Origin of the sequence: Cupriavidus sp. H18C2 (genome assembly GCF_049393795.1) — a bacterium.
Lineage (GTDB): Bacteria > Pseudomonadota > Gammaproteobacteria > Burkholderiales > Burkholderiaceae > Cupriavidus > Cupriavidus pauculus_C.
The window spans coordinates 1147670-1167690 of the sequence record NZ_CP186011.1 but is presented as its reverse complement, the minus strand read 5'-3'; the positions used below and the strand labels follow the sequence as shown (position 1 = coordinate 1167690).

The 20021-nt window shown below is 70.9% G+C and carries 10 protein-coding genes; 3 read left to right on the top strand and 7 right to left on the bottom strand.

Annotation, left to right across the window (positions count from 1 at the left end; translation table 11 throughout):
* The first annotated feature begins 95 nt into the window (after positions 1-95).
* Both EPAKOI_RS21775 and EPAKOI_RS21770 read left to right on the top strand, forming a co-directional pair.
* The gene (locus tag EPAKOI_RS21775; protein WP_124686229.1) at positions 96-962 is read left to right on the top strand and encodes a LysR substrate-binding domain-containing protein; all 867 of its coding nucleotides are present in this window, start codon (positions 96-98) and stop codon (positions 960-962) included.
* A 313-nt stretch (positions 963-1275) separates the two neighbouring features.
* Positions 1276-1719, top strand: coding sequence for a hypothetical protein (locus EPAKOI_RS21770; protein WP_423193650.1), 444 nt, complete (start codon positions 1276-1278; stop codon positions 1717-1719).
* Between the two features lie 43 nt (positions 1720-1762).
* On the opposite strand, the gene treY is transcribed toward EPAKOI_RS21770, so the two are convergent.
* The 4 genes from treY to EPAKOI_RS21750 form a co-directional block, all read right to left on the bottom strand.
* A complete protein-coding gene (gene treY, locus EPAKOI_RS21765) occupies positions 1763-4360 on the bottom strand; it encodes a malto-oligosyltrehalose synthase (RefSeq protein WP_423193649.1) in 2598 nt (865 codons plus the stop codon).
* 23 nt (positions 4361-4383) lie between these two features.
* Entirely contained in the window at positions 4384-6336 is a 1953-nt protein-coding gene (gene treZ, locus EPAKOI_RS21760; protein WP_423194554.1) for a malto-oligosyltrehalose trehalohydrolase, read from the bottom strand.
* Between the two features lie 50 nt (positions 6337-6386).
* Positions 6387-7985, bottom strand: a complete 1599-nt coding sequence (gene glgA / locus EPAKOI_RS21755; RefSeq protein WP_423193648.1) for a glycogen synthase GlgA — start codon at positions 7983-7985, stop codon at positions 6387-6389.
* A gap of 270 nt (positions 7986-8255) precedes the next feature.
* Positions 8256-10811 carry a glycogen/starch/alpha-glucan phosphorylase gene (locus EPAKOI_RS21750; RefSeq protein ID WP_253700367.1) on the bottom strand — a complete coding sequence of 852 codons (2556 nt, stop codon included), beginning with the start codon at positions 10809-10811 and terminating at the stop codon, positions 8256-8258.
* 594 nt (positions 10812-11405) lie between these two features.
* Here EPAKOI_RS21750 and EPAKOI_RS21745 point away from each other — a divergent pair.
* A complete protein-coding gene (locus tag EPAKOI_RS21745) occupies positions 11406-13277 on the top strand; it encodes a PAS domain-containing hybrid sensor histidine kinase/response regulator (RefSeq protein WP_423193647.1) in 1872 nt (623 codons plus the stop codon).
* Between the two features lie 13 nt (positions 13278-13290).
* Here EPAKOI_RS21745 and malQ read toward each other — a convergent pair whose 3' ends face one another.
* The 3 genes from malQ to glgB form a co-directional block, all read right to left on the bottom strand.
* Positions 13291-15525 (bottom strand): 4-alpha-glucanotransferase, encoded by a 2235-nt coding sequence (malQ, locus tag EPAKOI_RS21740; protein ID WP_423193646.1) that lies wholly within the window; start codon positions 15523-15525, stop codon positions 13291-13293.
* Positions 15522-17669: a glycogen debranching protein GlgX gene (gene glgX, locus EPAKOI_RS21735; protein WP_423193645.1), complete on the bottom strand. Its 2148-nt coding sequence runs from the start codon at positions 17667-17669 to the stop codon at positions 15522-15524. The genes malQ and glgX overlap by 4 nt, the downstream gene beginning before the upstream one ends.
* A gap of 76 nt (positions 17670-17745) precedes the next feature.
* Entirely contained in the window at positions 17746-20019 is a 2274-nt protein-coding gene (glgB, locus tag EPAKOI_RS21730; protein WP_423193644.1) for a 1,4-alpha-glucan branching protein GlgB, read from the bottom strand.
* Between the last annotated feature and the right edge of the window lie 2 nt (positions 20020-20021).

Below are 20021 nucleotides of genomic sequence, written 5' to 3'. Positions count from 1 at the left end.
TCGGGGGTAGAACGGTGCTTCGTGTTTCACTGTAATGAACACCTGTCCTGAAAACCACTTAATGCGCGACGAAAACCCATTAGCACGGCTAATGAATGCGTAACCTCGACCTCGACCTGCTCCGCACGCTGGTGGCCATTGCGGACCATGAGACCTTTGGCGCGGCGGCGGCGGCCGTCCAGCGCACGCAGTCGGCCGTCACCCAGCAGATGCAGCGGCTGGAAGAGCAACTCGGGCTGGCGTTGTTCGAGCGGCAGGGGCGCGGCAAGCAGTTCACGCGCCACGGCAAGAAGCTGCTGGAATACGCGCGGCAGTTGCTGACGACCAACGACGAGGCGCTGCGCGTGCTGCGCGAAGGGGACCTGACCGGTTCGCTGCGCATCGGCGCGCCGCACGACGTGGCCGACACCATGCTGCCGGTGCTGCTGTCGCATATCGCGCGGTCGTCGCCGGCGCTGCGGCTGGAGATCCACGTGGGGCGCAGCCCGTTCCTGATGGAGCAGCTCCGGCGCGGCGAGATCGACCTGACCGTGTCCACGCGCGAGGACGCGACGCTCGATGGCATCGCGCTGCGCACCACGCCGACGATCTGGGTCTGCGCGGCGGACTTCGTCTACGAGCGCGGCACGCCCGTGCCGCTGATCCTGGCTGACGAGCCGAGCCTGTTCCGCAAGCTGTCGCTGGAGGCGCTGACGCAGGCCGGCGTGCCGTGGCGCATCGCCTACCTGGCGCCGAGCCTGATCGGCATCAAGGCGGCGCTGCGCGGCGGGCTGGGCATCACGGCGCGCAGCATCGACCTGCTCCAGGCGGACATGCGCATCCTGGGCGAGGCCGACGGCCTGCCGCGCCTGCCCGATGTCACCTACTACCTCTGGGCGCGTCCCAACGCGGTCAATCCTGTGGCGCGACATGTCTTCTCGATGCTCAAAACAGCCTTGCAGCGCGGCCTGGCCAGCGCCTGAGGCGCGGCCCGGCCGGCGACAGCGCGGCGGCGGAAAAGCAGGATCGTAGGCGGCCGGCCCTGCGCCGCCAACGAAGAAGATCGCGTAACGATGTGCGGCGGCCCGGCGGATGGCTTGCCACGCCGGCGGTGAAAGCCAGCCGAAAGCCGGTTGAAAGTGTCCGGAAAGATTCGGGTGGCATGGACAGGCTGCCAGCCGTTCCGTTCTGCGGAAGACGGTGGAATTCACTGTTGCGCCAAATGCATATTGCGCCGCGTCATCCATGCCCTATCTTTGCACCACAGTCGTTCAGATTTGACCAGGAGGTGCTGACATGAACAACACGACCCGCGCAGCGGCCCAGGCCGCCCAGGCACAAACCGGACTCACGTCCGCCCGCACCCCGGCCGGCCCCACGGTCACGGCGATCCACCACCAGGACATCGTGGCGGCCTTCACGGCGGCTCCGTCGACGGCCGTCGCAGCGGCGGCGCCCGTGGCGGTGCTGCACATGCTCTACCCGCGCACCGACGCCCGCACGCACCGCAGCCTGGACCATCTGGTCGGCGCGCTGCACAACCACGGGCTGCATGACGTGGCGACGCTGGTCGCGCGCGAGGCCCATTACCTGGTCTTTACCGACGCCGTGCAGGCATGGCGCGCGCTGCACGAGATCCGCCACGACTCGCTGGCCATCGGCGTGCACCTCTACTATCGCGGCCTGACCGGCGACGCGGCCGAGAAGGCGCTGGACCTCGACGCGCACAGGCTGCACTGAACGCGCCTGGCCAGGTGTTGCCCGGACCGCGCGGCGTAGCCGGTCAGCCGCGAACCAGCAGCGCCACCGGCAGCGTCGCGAACACGTCCTTGGCGCGCAGCCAGCCGGCGTGGTTGGCCACGGCGTGGCCGGTCAGCGCGTCGGTCCAGTCGGCATCGGCCGCGCGCAGGCCCGTGTCCTGCCAGCAGTGCGGCGGCACGTGCGGCTGCGCCGGATCGACAAGCCGCGCCGCCAGCCGCGTCACGGCCACCATCACCTCGGTATTGCCGAACTGGCGCGTGAACGCCAGCACGTTGCCCGCCCGCTCGCCACTGGCCGGCACCGGGCGATAGCTGCCCTGCGCGAACACCGCCGCGTGGTCGCGCCGGAACGCCAGCACGCTGCGGATCAACTGCTGCTTGATGCGGCCATCGCGCCAGTGCGCCAGCCAGTGCGGCCAGCCGCCCCGGCATTCGAGCTGCGATTGCAGCCGCGCATAGTCGGGCGCGCGGCGGTTGTCCGGGTCGACCAGGCTGAAGTCCCAGGTCTCGTTGCCCTGGTAGCGGTCCGGCACGCCGGGCGCGGTCAGTTGCAGCAGCGTCTGCGCCAGGCTGTTCAGCGCGGCGGCGGTGCCGATGCGGCCCGCAAAGGCGCCGATGCTCTCCAGCACGCTGTCGGGCCCGCCGCTGGCAATAGCCGGCAGAAACGCCTCGCAGGCGTCCTCGTAGGCCGTATCGGGATGGGTCCAGCTGCCATGGCGCTTGGCTTCGCGGATGGCCTTCTGCTGCCACGCCAGGACGCGGTCGATGAACGCGCGCTGGGCGTCATCGGCGGCGAGTTCACGCGGATCGGCCGGCCACGCGCCAACCAGCGTCTGGTACAGCATCATGCGGTCCACGCCGTCCGGGCCGGTGGGCGAGGGGCTCAGCAGCGGCGCCAGCCGCGCTTCCCAGCCTGCCACGGCCTCGGCCCATTCGTCGGCCCGCTCGCTGAGCACGGCCAGCCGCATGCGGGCATCCTCGCCGCGCTTGTGGTCGTGCGTGGCCACGGCCAGCATCGCGTGCGGCCAGTCGGCGGCGCGCGCCTGCATCCGTTCATGAAAGCGCTCGGGCGCCATCGCCAGCGTGCCGGGGTCGCTGCCCACCTCGTTGCGCGACAGCAGGCGGCCGTAGCGGTAGAACGCGGTGTCCTCGGTCGACTTGGCGGCCAGCGCCGGCATCAGTTGCTGGAGCTTTGTGCGCAGCCGGCCCGGATCGCTGTCGATGGGGTCGTCCACGCGCAGGCAGGCGACGATGAAATCGAGCGCGGCGGCCTCGTCGGGCGCCAGATGGCGGCGCGCGTCGGCGGCGGCCGCCGTGACCATCGCGTCGTCGAACGCGGTGTCGCGCGGCGCGGCGCCGGCCGCCGTGTAGTAGCTGCGATAGACCGGAATCGCGGTCATGAACGCGGTCAGCGCGTGGCGCAGCGCGTGCGGCGTCAGGTCGCGCGTGGCGTGGTCCTGGCGCGCCCGCGCGTGCAGCCGGGCGCAGACGCCATCGGCTTCGGCAATCAGGTGGCGGGCCAGCACGCGGTGCCGGCCGGCGCGCACGTAGTCAGAGAACGGCCGCGCGTCGCCGCTGATCTGCATCCAGAGCATGCAAAGCGGTGCCTCGCCGTGCAGGTCGTGCAGCACGGCGCCCACCTCGTCCATGAAGTCGTAGCCGGTGGTGCCGTCGACGTTCCAGTCGCGCGGCAGCGGCTCCGTTTCACCCAGGATCTTCTCGATGACCAGCCACGGGTGCATGCGCGCCAGCTCGCCGGGCCGGCCGGGGCGCAGCGCGTCCAGCCGCTCGCGCACGCGGCGGCAGTAGCCGGCCGGGTCGGCCAGGCCATCGACGTGGTCGATGCGCAGCCCGTCGATCCAGCCTTCGCGGTAGAGCCGGAACGGCAGCGCGTGCACGGCCTCGAATACGTCCTCGCATTCCTCGCGCACGCCCACGAGATCGGTGATCTCGAAGAAGCGGCGCCGGTTCAGTTGCGCCGCGCCGGTGCGCCACCACGCCAGCCGGTAGTGCTGGCGCTCCAGCAGCGCGTGCAGCGCGCTGGCATCGGCCGGCACCTCGGTCTCGCCGTCGGCCAGCGGCAGGTCGTGGTCGCCGTAGTGCAGCGCCAGCCTGCCGTCGTTGCCGTGCCGCACGGCGATGGCGCCGGATTCCAGCGTCTGCCAGTACGGGTCGCCCAGGATCGGCACCAGCACCTTGCCGCGCAGGTCGGGGTCGGCCGGCTGCCAGTCGATGTCGAAATAGTGCGCAAAGGCGCTCTGCTCGCCGCGCGCCAGCACGTCGCGCCACCACGGGTTGTGCAGCGCGTCGGACGCCATGTGGTTCGGCACGATGTCCACCACCAGGCCAAGCCCGGCCTCGCGGGCGCGCGCGGCCAGCGCGAGGAAACCTTCTTCGCCGCCCAGTTCGGGGTTGATGCGCGTGAAGTCGGTGACGTCGTAGCCGTGCGTGGAGCCGGGCCGCGCGGCGGTGATCGGCGACAGGTACAGGTGGCTGACGCCCAGCCCGGCGTAGTAGGGCACCAGCGCGGCGGCATCGGCAAACGTAAAGCCGGCGTGCAACTGCAGCCGCGCCGTGGCGCGCGGCACGCCGGCGTGGTCCAGGTCGACGTTGTCTGTCATGGAGGCGGGGCCCTGGCGGGCCGTCAGGACGATTGCAGGCAGGCGACGCTGGTCAGGCCCGGCAGCGTGCCGGCCATCAGCGACGCGATGGCGCCGGACTGGCTGGCATGCAGCATCCGCCCGCCGTCGCAGTCCACTTCCACGGGCTCCGTGCCGAGGTTGAGCCAGATCGACAGCAGGCTGCCGTCGCCCATGCGCCAGCGCGCCAGCAGCGCGCGCTCGCCCAGGATGGTGACGCCGGCGGACTGGCTGTGCGGCAGCCGGGGCATGATCTCGTTGCGCCGGATCGATAGCAACTCGCCGTAGTAGTGGTTCCACGCGCGGCAGTTGCCGTCGCTGTTGTCGCAGACCGGCTTCGAGGCGTCGAACGTTTCCACGGCATTCGGGTCCGGGATGCGCGCGGCGTGGGTCTCGTCGCGGAACGCGGCGGACGCCGCGAACTCGCGGCGCCGGCCATCGCGCACGGCCTGCGCCAGTTCGGGCGGATGATCGGTGAAGTACAGGAACGGCTCGCGCGCGCCCAGTTCCTCGCCCATGAACACGAGCGGGATCTGCGGGCAGAGCAGTTGCAGCGCCACGGCGGCGCGCAGCGCGTCGGGGTCGGCCAGCGTGGTCAGGCGGTCGCCGAACGCGCGGTTGCCGGTCTGGTCGTGGTTCTGCACGAACATCACGAACGCGGTGGGCGCCAGCGCCGCGCTGGGCTGCCCGCGCCGCACCTCGCGGCCCTGCAGCGGGCCGTTCTCGTCGCCGCTGCGGTGCGGCGACACCTCGCCCTGCCACGCAAAGCCTTCGCGCAGCACGCGCGCCAGGTGGTGCAGCGCCGGCGAGCCAGTGGGGTCCGTGCGTTGGCTGCCGGGCAGGTCGGCCTGGTATTCGCGGTAGTAGCCGTCGTCCTCGCCGGTCAGCAGCACGTGCAGCGCGTGATGGGCGTCGTCGTTCCACTGCGCGTCGTAGCCGCCCTCGATCAGCGCCACGTCGTTGTGGTCGTTCTCCAGCACCAGATGGATATGCCGGCCCTGCACGCAGTCGCGCAGGTCGGTGGCCAGCCGGGGCAGCCAGCCTTCGTCGTCGATGGCGTGCACGGCGTCCAGCCGCAGGCCGTCGAAGCGGAACGCTTCAAGCCAGTAGCGCGCGTTCTCGCCAAAGAAGCGGCGCACCTCGGCGCGGCGGAAGTCGATGGCCGGGCCCCACGGCGTCTGCCGGTCGTTGCGGAAGAAGGCGCTAGCGTAGGTGGGCAGGTAGTTGCCCTCGGGCCCGAAGTGGTTGTAGACCACGTCCAGGAACACCATCATGCCCAGGCCGTGCGCGGTATCGACCAGCGCGCGCAGTTCGTCGGGCGTGCCGTAGCTGCGCTCGGGCGCGAACGGCAGCACGCCGTCGTAGCCCCAGTTACGCGCGCCCGGAAACTCGGCCAGCGGCATCAGCTCGATGGCGGTGAAGCCCAGCGCGGCCAGCCGGTGCAGTTCGGCGGTGACGCCCGCGTAGCCGCCGTACAGGCCGACGTGGATTTCGTAGATCACGGCCTCGTGCCACGGGCGGCCGCGCCATTCGGCATGCTGCCAGCGGTACGCGGCGCCGGGCTCGGGCAGGCACAGCACGCTGGCGCCGTGCACGTCGTCGGCCTGCAGCCGCGATGCGGGGTCCGGCACGATAGTGCCGTCGTCAAGCCGGAACCAGTAGCGCGCGCCGTGGCAGCACGGCGCCACGGCCTCGAACCAGCCCTTGCGGCCTTCCACCATCAGCACCGGTGCCATGCCGGCCACTTCCAGCCGTACCGTCTGGCCCTGCGCGGCGGCGTCTGGCGCCCACAGGCGAAAGCGCACACGCCCGTCGGCCAGGCGGACCGGGCCGAACCAGTACGCTTCGTCGCTATCGTCGCCGCACGGCAGCAGGCGCGTGTCGGCGCCCAGCGTCTGCCAGTTCGGTACCGCCGGGGGCACGCCGTGGCGCGGCGGCAGAGCGGGTGATGCAGTCATCATGGTGGGCCACCTTCACGCAAATCGCCATGCAGAACGCCGGATGCCGGTCATGCCGGGGATGCCGCGCCAGCGTCGGCCGGCGACAGCACCGGCGGCTCGGCCACCACCACGGGGCGGCGGCTGCGCACGGGCCGGGCCGGCGCCTCTTCCACCACGGGGGCGATGACGGGCAGGTCGGCCAGTGCCGGCGACAGCGCGCCGTACATCGCCATGTACTGGCGGGCCGGCGCCTCCCAGCTGAAGTCGGTCTGCATGCCGGTCCGTTGCAGGCTGCGCCAGTGGCGCGGGCGGCCATACCATCCTAGTGCACGGACGATGGCGGCACGCATGGCTTCGGCCGAATCGCCGTCGAAAACGATGCCGTTGGCGCGCGCGGCCGGCGTGGCTTCGTCGCCCACGTCACGCACGGTGTCGGCCAGGCCGCCCACGCGCGAGACGATCGGCACGGTGCCGTAGCGCATGGCGTAGACCGGCGTCAGCCCGAATGGCTCGAAGCGGCTGCCGTGCAGCAGGATGTCGGCGCCCGCGTGCAGCAGGTGGGCGTCTTCCTCGCGGTAGCCGATGGTCACGCCGACGCGGCCCGGATGGCGCTGCGCCAGCGCCGTGTAGGCCGCTTCCAGCTTCGGGTCGCCGCAGCCGAGCACCACGAACTGGGCGTCGGCATCGGTCTCCAGCGTCAGCGCGATGGCGTCGAGCGCCACATCGGCCATTTTCTGATGAGTCAGGCGGCTGCCCATGGCGATGACCGGGCGGTCCGGGTCCACCGGCAGCCCGTGGCGGGCCTGCAGCGCGGCCTTGCAGGCGCGCTTGCCGGTCATGTTGCGTACGTCGTAGCGCTGCGGCAGCAGGCGGTCGGTGCGCGGCGACCACGCATCGACGTCGACGCCGTTCGGGATCGCGCCCAGCACGTCGGCGCGGTGGGCCAGCAGCCCGTCGAGCCCGTGGCCGAAATGCGGCGTCAGGATTTCCCGCGCATAGGTGTGGCTGACCGTGGTCACGCGGTCCGCGTAGCGGATGCCTGCCTTCAGGAAGTTGATCTTGCCCCAGAACTCGATACCGTCCGGCGTCAGGCATTCGGCGGGCAGGCCCAGCGCGCCGGCCGTCTCCATCGGGAACACGCCCTGGAAGGCCAGGTTGTGGATCGTGCAGACCGTGGGGATGCGCAGCCCGCGCAGGTGCATCAGCAGTGGCGTCAGCGCGGCATGCCAGTCGTGGGCATGGACCAGGCTGGGCACCGGCAGCGGCGTCTCGCCGGCGGCGATGGCCGTGGCGGCATGGGCCAGCGCGGCAAAGCGCTGGGCGTTGTCGCAGAAGTCGCGGCCGGTGGCATCCACGTACAGCGAGCCGGGACGGTCGTACAGCGACGGGCAGTCCAGGAATACCACGCGCACGCCGTCGGGCATCAGGCCCTGGAGCAGGCGCGCCGGGCTGTGTCCGGGCGGCAAGGCCATCGGCAGGCGGATGGCGCCCAGGCTGCGCACGTCGCGCGCGGCGGCCACCGCCCGGGGATAGCCGGGCATCAGGATCGTGACGTCGCTGCCGCGCTGTCGCAGCGCCTGCGCCAGGCCGCCCACCACATCGGCAAGCCCGCCGGTCTTGGCCAGGGGCTGGGCTTCAGCCGCCACAAACAAGGTATTCGCGTTCAAGGAGAACTCCCGCATTTTTGGTGTCGTTACCGGGTGCTTTGGAGGAATGCGCCATCGAGGACACGGCGCAGGGCAACGGCTATGCGAACTTTGTGCCAGCTCTTGTGCCGCGCAACAATCGGCCTCCACGCTGGCGCCGCCATCACGGTTACGGTCGTCCGTGGCAACGGCGGTGTATAAGCTGCCCGTGCCGTTGTAGAAACTGCCGCGGGCCCGGCGGCGTGCCGAGAATCTGCAAAGCGCTGTTCCAGCGCTGCGCCGCCGGACGCGCTACTGGCAGCGCTCGCTGAAGCCGCCGGCCACGCTGGATGACGTGTTGCCAGCCGTGCCGCCTGTGCCGCTGGCGCCGTCCCCGCCCCGGCGCGGGCCCTGCACGTGGCCGCTGGCGCGGTGCAGCAGGCAGACCGGCACCGGATCGACATGCCAGACCCGTTCGCAGTATTCGCGGATCGCCCGGTCCGACGAGAAGCGGCCCGAGCGGGCGGACGACAGCACGGACATCCGCTGCCAGCGGTCCTGGTCGGCGTAGGCGGCCGATACCTCGCGCTGGCATTGCAGGTACGACGCAAAGTCGGCCATCAGCATGTACGGGTCGTGCTGCAGCAGCCCCTCGAACAGCGGCCGGAACACGGCCGCGTCGCCCTTGGAGAAGAAGCCGTGCTGGATCAGGTCCACCACGGCGCGCAACTCGGGGCTGGACTCGTAATAGCTGGACGGGTGATAGCCGGCGGCGCGCAGCGCGTAGACCTCCGACGCGTTGAGCCCGAACGGGAAGAAGTTGTCGGCCCCGATGGCGTCGCGCAGCTCGATGTTGGCGCCGTCCATCGTGCCGATCGTCATGGCCCCGTTCATGGCGAACTTCATGTTGCCCGTGCCGGACGCCTCCTTGCCGGCCAGCGAGATCTGCTCGGACAGGTCTGCCGCCGGGTAGATCTTCTGGCCGTACGTGACGTTGAAATTGGGCAGGAAGACCACCTTCAGCCGGTCGCGCACCTGCGGGTCGCGGTTGACCACGTCGGCCACCGACGTGATGAAGCGGATCATCAGCTTGGCGTAGTGGTAGCCCGGCGCCGCCTTGCCGGCGAACAGGAACGTGCGCGGCGGCACGTCGGCGTTGGGGCTGGACTTGATCTGGTGATAGAGCGCGATGATGTGCAGCACGGCCAGGTGCTGGCGCTTGTACTCGTGGATGCGCTTGACCATCACGTCGAACATCGAGTCCGGGTTCACCACCACGCCGGTGCAGTCGCGGATCAGCTGGGCCAGGTCGCGCTTGTTGGCGCGGCGCACGGCCTGCCATTGCTCGCGGAAGCCTGCGTCGTCGGCGTAAGGCTCCAGCGCGCGGAGCTGGTCGAGGTCCTTGATCCAGCCGTCGCCGATGGCGTCGCTGACCAGCTGCGTCATGCGCGGGTTGGACAGCGCCAGCCACCGGCGCGGCGTCACGCCGTTGGTGATGCTGGTGAATTTCTCGGGCCACATGGCGTAGAAGTCCTGCAGCACGTCCTCGCGCATCAGCCGCGAATGCAGCTCGGCGACGCCGTTGATCGCGTGACTGCCCACGCACGCGAGCCCCGCCATCCGCACGTAACGGCCGCCCTGCTCGTTGACCAGCGACAGCCGGGCCACGCGCGACTCGTCGCCGTAGAAGCCGATGCGCACCTCGTCCAGAAAGCGAGCGTTGATCTCGTAGATGATTTCCAGGTGGCGCGGCAGGATGCGGCGGAACAGTTCCAGCGGCCACTGTTCCAGTGCCTCGGGCAGCAGCGTGTGGTTGGTATAGGCAAATGCGTTGCGCGTGATGTGCCAGGCGTCGTGCCAGGCCAGGTCGTGGTCGTCGATCAGCAGCCGCATCAGCTCGGCGATGCCCACCGCCGGGTGCGTGTCGTTGAGCTGGACCGCGAACTTCTCGTGAAAGCGTGTGACGGGAATGCCATGCGAGGCCATCAGGCGCAGCATGTCCTGCAGCGAGCAGGCGACGAAGAAATACTGCTGTTCGAGCCGTAGCTCCTTGCCCTGCTGGGTCTCGTCGTTGGGGTAGAGCACCTTGGTCAGGTTCTCGGACGTCACTTTCTTGCTGACGGCGCCCAGGTAGTCGCCCCGGTTGAACGTGTGGAAGTCGAACGCCTCGGTGGCTTCGGCGCGCCACAGCCGCAGCGTGTTGACCGTGTTCACGCGGTAGCCCAGGATCGGCGAGTCGAACGGTACGCCCACCACGGTCTTCTCGGGCACCCAGCGCACGCGGTAGCGGCCCCGGTCGTCGGTGTAGTGCTCGGTATGGCCGCCCAGCCGGACCTGTACGGCCCATTCGGAGCGCTGGATCTCCCACGGGTTGCCGTGGCGCAGCCAGGTGTCGGTGGTTTCCACCTGCTGGCCGTCGATGATGTTCTGGTGGAAGATGCCGTACTCGTAGCGGATGCCGTAGCCCAGTGCGGGAATCTCCAGCGTGGCCAGCGAATCCATGAAGCAGGCCGCCAGCCGGCCCAGGCCGCCGTTGCCCAGCCCGGGCTCTTCCTCGTGGGCCAGGATGTCGTCGAGGTCCAGGTCCAGCGCGGTCATCGCCGCGCGGACCTCGTCGAAGATGCCAAGGTTGACGAGGTTGTTGCCCAGGTGCGGGCCCATCAGGAATTCGGCCGACAGGTAGGCGACGGTGCGCGACGGCTGGTTCTGGTACGTCTCGGCCGTGCTGATCCAGCGCTGCACGAGCCGGTCGCGCACGGTATGGGCCAGCGCCTGGTACAGGTCGTTGCCGCTGGCGTGGCCGGGCAGCTTGCCTTGCGTATAAAACACGTGATCGAGGAACGCGTGCCGGATGGTGGCGCTGGACATGGCCGTGCGCGTATCGTCGACATGTTCCTGGCCGGATGCCGGGGTGGACAGGGTGGCATCGGCAGTAGCCGGCCGCAGCCGGGATGCTTCGGTCATCACTTGACTCCTGGGCGGATCAAAGGGGGGCGAAAATCCTTCAGGCTAGATCAGGCTAGAAAAGTTTTGCGGCGGATGCACGCAGAATCACTGCTGTCAGCGCTGGTATGAAACCTGCAGCACGCAGGGGGCTTCCCGTCCCTGCAACCTACCCGAGACGCGCCATGGCGACCCACATTCCGCATGACCCTGTGCGCCGGCCAGACCGCCGGCCGGACCAGAGTCCCGACCACAACAAGGAAAAAGGCGACCAGCCGGCGCGCAACCTGCCCGACAAGCATCCGCCGCCGCCCTCCGTCCGTGGGGCGGGGCGCAATCCTGGCTGACATTCCAGACGTTCCGTTGTAGTTTCTGCATGCGTGTTCGCGCGAAGGACCGGCACGTGTACGTGCGCTCGCGCCTATGATTGAAAGCCTGGCACCCTTGCGTCGGCGACGCCGGGGTGCAACCACTGCTTCCAAGAAAAGCAGCGACAGCAAGACATGAGGGAGCGTTCCCATGGATACGCACACGCGCATTGACGGCGTGCCGTTGCCGGCATGGCTCGATGCGGTCGACGACATCGCGGTCTTCGCGTTGTCGGCGGACGGGCTTGTCTCGGCGTGGTCCGATGCCGCCCGCCGCCTGCTCGGCCATGCCGCCGCCGACGTGACCGGCCACGCCATGTCCCGCTTCCACCCGCCCGAGTCCGTGGCCGCCGGCGATGCCGAGCGCCTGCTGGACGCCGCGCGCCGGCACGGCCGGGCTGAGGACAAGGGCTGGCGCGTGCGGCAGGACGGCAGCCTGCTCTACGTGAGCGCCGTGGTCGTGGCGGTGCCCGCCGCCGAGGGCGCGCCCGAGGGCTTTGCCGTGGTCTACCGCGACCTCACGGTCCAGTACGCGGCCGAGGAATACGCGCGCGGCATGGCGGCCCGCTGGCAGGACCTCGTCGATACGCTGGACGACTGCGCCATCTGCGAACTGGGCCCCGAGGGCGAGATCCGAAGCTGGAACCCCGGCGCGCAGGCGCTGTTCGGCCACACGGCGCAGGAGGCCGTGGGCCAGCCGCTGTCGCTGCTGTACTCCGAACACGACGTGCCGTCCGGCGATACGCCCGGCGCGCTGGACGGCGTGCGTGCCAGCGGCGCGTGGGCCGGCGACCAGCGGCTGCAGCGGCACGACGGCTCGCTGGTGCGCTGCCACGTGCGGCAGGTGCTGCTGCGCGATGCCGGCGGCAGCGTGTCGGGCGTGCTCTGGACCGCGCAGGACATCACCAGCGCCGCGCGGCTGGTCGACCTGGAGAGCGCCGGGCGCCGCGTGCAGTCGTTCCTGGCCATCCTGGCGCACGAACTGCGCAACCCGCTGGCGCCCATCCGCAACGCCGTCGACGTGATCCGGCTGACGCCGGGCGGCGACCAGCGCATCCGGCACTGCGCCGAGATCATCGGCCGGCAGCTCCAGCTGCTGACCCGTCTGGTGAGCGACCTGATGGACGTGGGCCGCGTCACCTCGGGCAAGCTCAAGGTGCAGCCGGTGCCGATTCCGTATCACGACGTGATGAACGCGGCCGTGGAGGCCATGCGGCCCGCGCTGGACGGCGCCAGCCAGCAGCTTGCGGTGTCGCTGCCGGCCGAGCCCGTGTTCGTCAATGGCGATGCGGCGCGGCTGGAGCAGGTGCTGTCCAACCTGCTCAGCAACGCCACCAAGTACACGCCGCGCGGCGGCACGGTGACTGTGCGCGTGCGGGCCGAAGGCGGCAACGTGATCACGACGATTGCCGACACCGGCCGCGGCATCGCGCCCGAGGCGCTGGACCGCATCTTCAACCTGTTCGCGCAGGAGGGCGACGAGTCGGCCCGCAGCGGGCTCGGCATCGGGCTGGCGCTGGCGCGGGCCGTGGTGGAGGCGCACGGCGGCGCCATCCAGGCCAGCAGCGCTGGCGAAGGGCGCGGCAGCACGTTTACGATCCTGCTGCCGCAGGTGTACATGGACGGCGCCAGTGTCACGCGTGCCAGCGCCACGCCCTGCGCGGGCCGGCGCATCCTGATCGTCGATGACAGCGCCGATTCGGCCGACAGCATGGCGGAACTGCTGACCGTGCTGGGCCATGCGGCGCAGCCGGTCTACTCGGGCCTGCAGGCCGTGGAAGCGGTGCGCGGCTTTGCGCCCGACGTGGTGCTGCTGGACCTGGAAATGCCCGACATGAGCGGCTACGACGTGCTGCGGGTGCTGCGCGAGGCCGGCACCACGTGCCGCATCTTCGCGCTGACCGGGCGCAGCTCCGCCGACGACCGGCGCCGCACCGACGCGGCCGGCTTTGACGCGCACCTCGTCAAGCCGCTGACCGTCGAGGCGCTCTGCAAGGCGCTGGCCGATCCGGCCGGGCACTGACCGCGCCACCCCCTCACGCATCCGCATCGGCGCCGTTGGCGCGGGCGTCACCCCCCGCCGCGCCGTCGCGCACGGCGGCGACGCGCCTCGCCACGTCCGCGCGCGTGAACAGGTGGCGTACGTCGGCATCGAGCCGCCGCTGCCAGTTCGGATGGCCCGCCACCGTGCCGGGCAGGTTGGGTTGTTCGGCCAGCGCCAGCAGGTCTTCCACCGGTACCAGCCGCAGCGGCGTGGGCGCGCGATGGAGCCAGGCGAGCAGGACGTCGACCGGCGGGCGGTCGGCGGGCGGCACCTCGCCCTGGGCCGCGCCGGCGTCGACCATCGCCTGCCAGAGCGCCGCGCGCTCGGCGGCGCGGCCGTCCAGCAGCCCCGCCTCGGTTTCGTCGGCGCCCAGCTGGTGCAGCCGCGCGCGCCACGCGATGTCGTTGCCGGCCCACCAGCCCGCGATGGTCGGCAGGTCGTGCGTGGTCGTGGTGGCCACGGCCAGCGCGGGCCATGCCTCGGGCGGCAGGAACGGCGCGGGGTCGGGCGTGGCAGACGCCGGCGCCTCGGTGGCCGGCGCGGCCACGTTGTCGCCGTCGGCGCCGTCTTCCTCTTCCTCCTCGCGCACGAACCAGAGCACGTCGATGCCAAGCACGCCGCGCGACTCCAGCGCGTCATTCAGCGTCTCGGGCACCGTGCCCAGGTTCTCGCCGATGATGATCGCGCGATGGCGCCACGACTCGATCGCCACCAGCCGCAGCAGGTCGTCGAGCGGAAAGCTCAGGTACGCCCCGGCGCTGGCCGGCGCGCCGGCCGGCACGAGCCACATGCGGGCCAGCCCCAGCACGTGGTCGATGCGCAGCCCGCCCGCGTGGGCCAGGTTGGCGCGCAGCATCTCGATGAACGCGGCGTAGCCATTGCGGCGCAGCCCGCGCGGCGAAAACACGGCCACGCCCCAGTCCTGCCCCAGCGGGTTGTAGAGGTCGGGCGGCGCGCCGGCATGAAAGCCGTTCAGGATCTCGGTCTGGCGGGCCCAGGCATGGCTGCCGCCGGGATCGGTGCCCACGGCAAGGTCGGCAATCACGCCGATGGCCATGCCCGCGTCGCGCGCGCGGCGCTGCGCATCGGCCAGTCCGTCGGCGGCCAGCCACTGCAGGAACGCGTGGTAGCCGATGGCGTCCGCCCCGGTCGTCGCCATGGCCGCGGCGGCCGCGCCGTCGGGGCTTTGCAGCGTGGCGGGCCAGCGGCGCCAGTCGGCGGCGTCGCGCGCGGACGCCTCGTCGGTGGCGGCGGCCAGCCGCTCGGCCTGGATGGCCTCGAACGTCGCGTGCGCCAGAAGCGCCTTGCCGCCGCGCGCGCGGAACGCCGCGAACGCCTGTTTCTGCGCGGGTGGCAGCAGTGCGTCGTGGTGCTGCCAGAGCCATTGGAACAGCCGCAGCCGCAGCGCGGCCGTGGCGGGCCAGTCGATTTCGGTGCGGCGCTCGGCCTCGGCCAGCGCGGCGCCGATGCCCAGCGCCGCCACGGCCTGGTGGACCGCATCCTGGCCGAACACGCGCGCCGGGTCGGCGTAGAGCGGGTTGAACACGATGCGGCTCGACGGCGAGTACGGGCTGTAGCGCTCGGGCAGCGCGGCAAAGCCCGCGTGCAGCGGGTTGATCGCGATGGCATCGGCGCCGGCCTGCGCGGCGGCTTCGGCGGCCAGCGCCAGCGTGGTCAGGTCCCCCAGGCCCGTGTCGGCGCCGCGGCGCAGCCCGTAGAGCTGCACGGCGAGGCCCCAGGGCTTGCCGGTGCGGTGGGCATGGCCGTTCGCCGCCAGCGCGTCGGCCACGCCGAAGCAGCGCGGCGGCGCTACCGCCACCGTGGTTTCCACGTCGCCCAGCAGCAGCCGGTGGTAGCCCCACTGGTCGATCGGCGCGATCTCCATCGTGCCGGCGCCGGTGCGTTGCGCCACGCCCTCGACGGTCGTGCCGTCCTCCAGCTCCAGCCGATAGGGCCGCTGCGGCACCGTATGTGCCCACGGCACGGCCACGGGCCGGCCCTGGTCGGCCGTGATCAGTGGCGGCAGCGCCATCGCGCCGTCATCGGCAGCCAGCCGCGCCAGCGACGCCTCGCACTCGCCCTGCGTGCCGCAGGGCAGCTCCAGCGCGGTCAGTACCGTGTGCAGTGCGTCGGGGGACAGCTGCTGCGGGTTGTTCCAGGCGTCGCGCCAGCGCACCTGCAGGCCGGCCCGTTCGGCCAGGCGCCATAGCGATTCATGCTCGCTCATCGTGGGATGTCCTCTTCCTTGGGCACGGCGGCCGTCAGCAGGGCCAGGCCGCGTGCGGGCACCCGGTAGGCGGGGCGGCCCTCGTCATCGAGCGACACGGGTTCGTCCTCCAGGTCGGGTGCGGTACTGTCGAACAGCAGGTGCCAGTCCTCGCCGGGCACGGGCATGCGGAACACCACGTCCTCGCCGCTGGCGTTCAGGCACAGCAGGATGGCCTCCACCTCGTCCTCGGGGCTGTGCATGGCGCGCCGCAGCGCCAGCGTGCGGTCCTCGGGGTTGGCCCATTGCTCGCTGCTCAGCTCGTTGCCGTCGGGGCCGAACCACGCAATGTCGGGCAGCCCCGGCGCCGGCTGCGAGCGGCCGTGGACGAAGCGGTTCTCGCGCAGCACGGGCAGGCGGCGGCGCAGCGCCAGCAGGCGGCTGACCACGCGGCGCATCGGCGCGTTCGACGGGTGCGCCGCATCGTCCCAGTTGAGCCACGACAGCTCGTTGTCCTGGCAGTAGGCGTTGTTGTTGCCCTGCTGGCTGCGGCCCCATTCGTCGCCGGCGGTCAGCATCGGCGTGCCCTGCGACAGCAGCAGCGTGGCCATCATCGCGCGCGCCACGCGGCCGCGGGTCTCCAGGATGGCGTCGTCGTCGGTCGGGCCTTCCACGGCGCCGTCCGGGCTCCAGTTGGCGCTGGCGTTGTCGTCGTTGCCGTCGCGGTTGTCCTCGTGGTTGGCCTCGTTGTGCTTGTGCGCGTAGCTGACCACGTCGGCCAGCGTGAAGCCGTCGTGCGCGGTGACGAAGTTGACGCTGGCCCACGGCTTGCGGTGGCGGCGGTCGAACAGGTCGGCCGATCCGGTCAGCCGGGCCGCCAGCTCGCCGCGCTGGCCCGCGTCGCCGCGCCAGAAGCGGCGCACGTTGTCGCGGAACTTGTCGTTCCATTCGGCAAAGCCGGGCGGATGGTTGCCCACCTGGTAGCCGCCGGGGCCCAGGTCCCACGGCTCCGAGATCAGCTTCACGCGCGACAGCACCGGGTCCTGCAGGATCGCGTCGAAGAAGCCCGATCCGGGGTCGAAGCCGTTGCTTTCGCGGCCCAGCGTGCTGCCCAGGTCGAAGCGGAAGCCGTCGACGTGGAAGGTCTGCACCCAGTAGCGCAGCGAGTCCATCACCATCTGCAGCACGCGCGGGTGCGACAGGTTCAGCGTGTTGCCGCAGCCCGTGTCGTTGATGTAGTGGCGTTCGTCGCCGGGGATCAGCCGGTAGTAGCTGGCGTTGTCCAGCCCGCGCCACGACACCGTGGGCCCCAGTTCATTGCCTTCGCAGGTGTGGTTGTAGACCACGTCCAGCAGCACCTCGATGCCGGCCGCGTGCAGGCGGCGGACGGCGATCTTGACCTCGTGGTGCTGGCGCCCGGACAGGTACAGCGGCTCCGGCGCGAAGAACGACAGCGTGTTGTAGCCCCAGTAGTTGCGCAGGCCGCGCTCGATCAGGAAGCGGTCCTGCAGGAAGGCGTGGATCGGCAGCAACTCGATCGACGTCACGCCAAGCTGCAGCAGGTGCTCGATGAAGCGCGGGTCTGCCAGCGCGGCGAACGTGCCGCGATACTGCGGCAGCAGGTCCTCGCGCAGCATCGACGCGCCGCGCACGTGCACCTCGTAGATCGAGGTCGTCGGCCACGGCACGCAGGGCGGGCGGTCGTCGCCCCAGTTGAAGCTCTCGTCGATCACCACGGCCTTGGGCATGGTCGGCGCGCTGTCGCGCCGGTCGGGCGTCAGGTCGGCACGCGGACTGTTGAGCCGGTAGCCGAACAATGCGTCTGACCAGCGCACCGGCCCGCTCAGCGCGCGGGCGTACGGGTCCAGCAGCAGCTTGTACGGGTTGAAGCGGTGGCCGCGCGTGGGATCGTACGGGCCGAACGCGCGCAGCCCGTACTGCAGGCCGGGCTGCGCGTGGGGCAGGTAGCCGTGCCAGATCTCGTCGGTGCATTCGGGCAGCGGCAGGCGCTGCACCTCCTTGCGGCCGTTGGCGGAAAACAGGCACAGGTCGACGCGGCTGGCGTTCGCGGAGAACACCGCGAAGTTGACACCGAGCCCGTCCCAGTGCGCGCCGAGCGGATAGGGCTTGCCCGGCAGCAGGCGGTCGACGGTAGTGCTGGCCATGCGTGTCGCTCCTCCGTTTCTTCTGGTTCTTCTGTGTGGCCCGGCCGGGCCGCCCGCCCGCTACGCCGCCCTGGCGTCAACCGTTTGCTCCCGGTGCGTAGCGCAGGACCAGCGCGGCCAGCGGCGGCAGCAGCAGCGACACCGAGGCCGGCTGCCCGTGCGACGGCGTGTCCTCGGCGCGCACCTGGCCGCCGTTGCCGAGGTTGCTGCCGCCATAGATCTCGGCGTCGGTGTTCAGGCATTCCTCCCAGGTGCCCGCGAACGGCACGCCCAGCCGGTAGCCGTGGCGCGGCACCGGCGTCATGTTGACGACGACGAGTACCACTTCCTCGCTGTTGGACGCGGCGCGGCGCAGGTAGGCGAACACGCTGTTCTGCTGGTCGTCGCCGACGATCCACTGGAAGCCTTCGGGCCGGTGGTCCATCGCATGCAGCGCGGGCAGGTCGCGGTACAGGCGGTTCAGGTCGCGTACCAGCGAATGGACGCCCCGGTGGGCCGGCTGGTCCAGCAGCGCCCAGTCCAGCTCGTCATCGTGGTTCCACTCGCGCCACTGGGCGAACTCGCCGCCCATGAACAGCAGCTTCTTGCCCGGATGCGTCCACATGAAGCCGTAGTACGCGCGCAGGTTGGCAAAGCGCTGCCAGTCGTCGCCCGGCGCCTTGCCGATCATCGAGCCCTTGCCGTGTACCACCTCGTCGTGGGACAGCGGCAGCACGAACGCCTCGGACCACGCGTAGACCATGCCGAACGTCATGTCGCCGTGGTGCCACGGGCGGTGCACCGGCTCGTGGGACAGGTAGCGCAGCGTGTCGTGCATCCAGCCCATGTTCCACTTGAAGCTGAAGCCCAGGCCGCCCGATTCCACGCTGGCCGTGACGCCGGGCCACGCGGTGGATTCCTCGGCGATGGTCAGCGCGCCGGGGCAGCGCTCGTGCACCACGGTGTTCATCTCGCGCAGGAAGGCCACGGACTCCAGGTTCTCGCGCCCGCCAAAGCGGTTCGGCACCCACTGGCCCGGCTCGCGGCTGTAGTCGCGGTAGAGCATCGACGCCACGGCGTCCACGCGCAGCGCGTCGGCGTGGTAGTGCTCCAGCCAGTGCACCGCGTTGGCCAGCAGGAAGCCGCGCACCTCGTTGCGGCCCAGGTTGTAGATCAGCGTGTTCCAGTCCTGGTGATAGCCCTCGCGCGGGTCCTGGTGCTCGTAGAGCGCCGTGCCGTCGAACATCGCCAGCCCGTGCGGGTCGGTCGGAAAGTGCGCGGGCACCCAGTCCAGGATCACGCCGATGCCGGCCTGGTGGCAGCGGTCGACGAACGCGGCAAAGCGCTCGGGCGACCCCAGCCGCGCGGTGGGCGCGAACAGCGACAGCGGCTGGTAGCCCCACGACCCCCCGAACGGGTGCTCGGTGATCGGCAGCAGCTCGATATGGGTGAAGCCCAGGTCGCGCACGTACGGCACCAGCCGTTCGGCCAGGATGTCCCAGCCCCGGCCGCTGTCGTTGGCGGCGCGCTGCCACGACGTCACGTGCAGCTCGTACACCGACATCGGCGCGCTGTACGGGTCGGTTTTGGCGCGTTGTTCCATCCAGGCCGCGTCGTTCCACTGGAACGGCGGGGCGGCCTGGCCGGCGCACGCCACCACCGATGCGGTGGCCGGCGGCAGTTCGGTGGCCTGCGCCACCGGGTCGGCCTTGTCGGGCAGTTCCTCGCCGTGCGGGCCGGTCATGTCGTACTTGTACCGGCTGCCCGGCGCCACGCCCATGCCTTGCGGAATGAACAGTTCCCAGACGCCGGAGCCGTGGCGCAGCCGCATCGGGTGCCGTGACGCGTTCCAGCCGTTAAAGTCGCCAATCACCGACACGCGCTTGGCGTTGGGCGCCCAGACGGCAAAGCGCACGCCGGGTTCGCCCTCGATGGTCAGGCACTGGGCGCCCAGGCACTTGCCCAGTTCCAGGTGCCGGCCCTCGTTGAACAGGTGCAGGTCCAGCTCGCCCAGCAGCAGGCCAAACGCGTAGGGGTCGGCGCTGATCTGCTCGCTGCCGTCGGGCCAGCGGATCCGCAGGCGGTAGTCGGCCGCCGATAGCTGGCCGCTTGCCGCGTCGGGCAGGCGGCCCGCGAACACGCCGTCAACATGCAGCCGGGTCATGTCGGACACGAATTCGCCGTCGCGCGTGGCCAGCTGCATGGCGGCGGCGCCGGGCACGATCGCGCGGACCACCACGCCATGTTCGTCGCGGTGCGGCCCCAGCACGCCGAACGGGTCCGCCAGGCGGGCCTCCCGCAGCGCGTCGATGACCGGGCCGGGCAGCGTGGGGGCCGGTGCGGCGAGCGTGGCGGCATCATTGCTTGCCATCT

Excerpts from the sequence above, each read along its gene's own strand:
- treY (WP_423193649.1), bottom strand. The coding sequence starts at position 4,360 with ATGACAGACAACGTCGACCTGGACCACGCCGGCGTGCCGCGCGCCACG.
- EPAKOI_RS21770 (WP_423193650.1), top strand. The coding sequence starts at position 1,276 with ATGAACAACACGACCCGCGCAGCGGCCCAGGCCGCCCAGGCACAAACC.
- EPAKOI_RS21745 (WP_423193647.1), top strand. The coding sequence starts at position 11,406 with ATGGATACGCACACGCGCATTGACGGCGTGCCGTTGCCGGCATGGCTC.
- glgB (WP_423193644.1), bottom strand. The coding sequence starts at position 20,019 with ATGGCAAGCAATGATGCCGCCACGCTCGCCGCACCGGCCCCCACGCTG.
- malQ (WP_423193646.1), bottom strand. The coding sequence starts at position 15,525 with ATGAGCGAGCATGAATCGCTATGGCGCCTGGCCGAACGGGCCGGCCTG.
- EPAKOI_RS21775 (WP_124686229.1), top strand. The coding sequence starts at position 96 with ATGCGTAACCTCGACCTCGACCTGCTCCGCACGCTGGTGGCCATTGCG.
- EPAKOI_RS21750 (WP_253700367.1), bottom strand. The coding sequence starts at position 10,811 with ATGTCCAGCGCCACCATCCGGCACGCGTTCCTCGATCACGTGTTTTAT.
- glgX (WP_423193645.1), bottom strand. The coding sequence starts at position 17,669 with ATGGCCAGCACTACCGTCGACCGCCTGCTGCCGGGCAAGCCCTATCCG.
- treZ (WP_423194554.1), bottom strand. The coding sequence starts at position 6,336 with ATGACTGCATCACCCGCTCTGCCGCCGCGCCACGGCGTGCCCCCGGCG.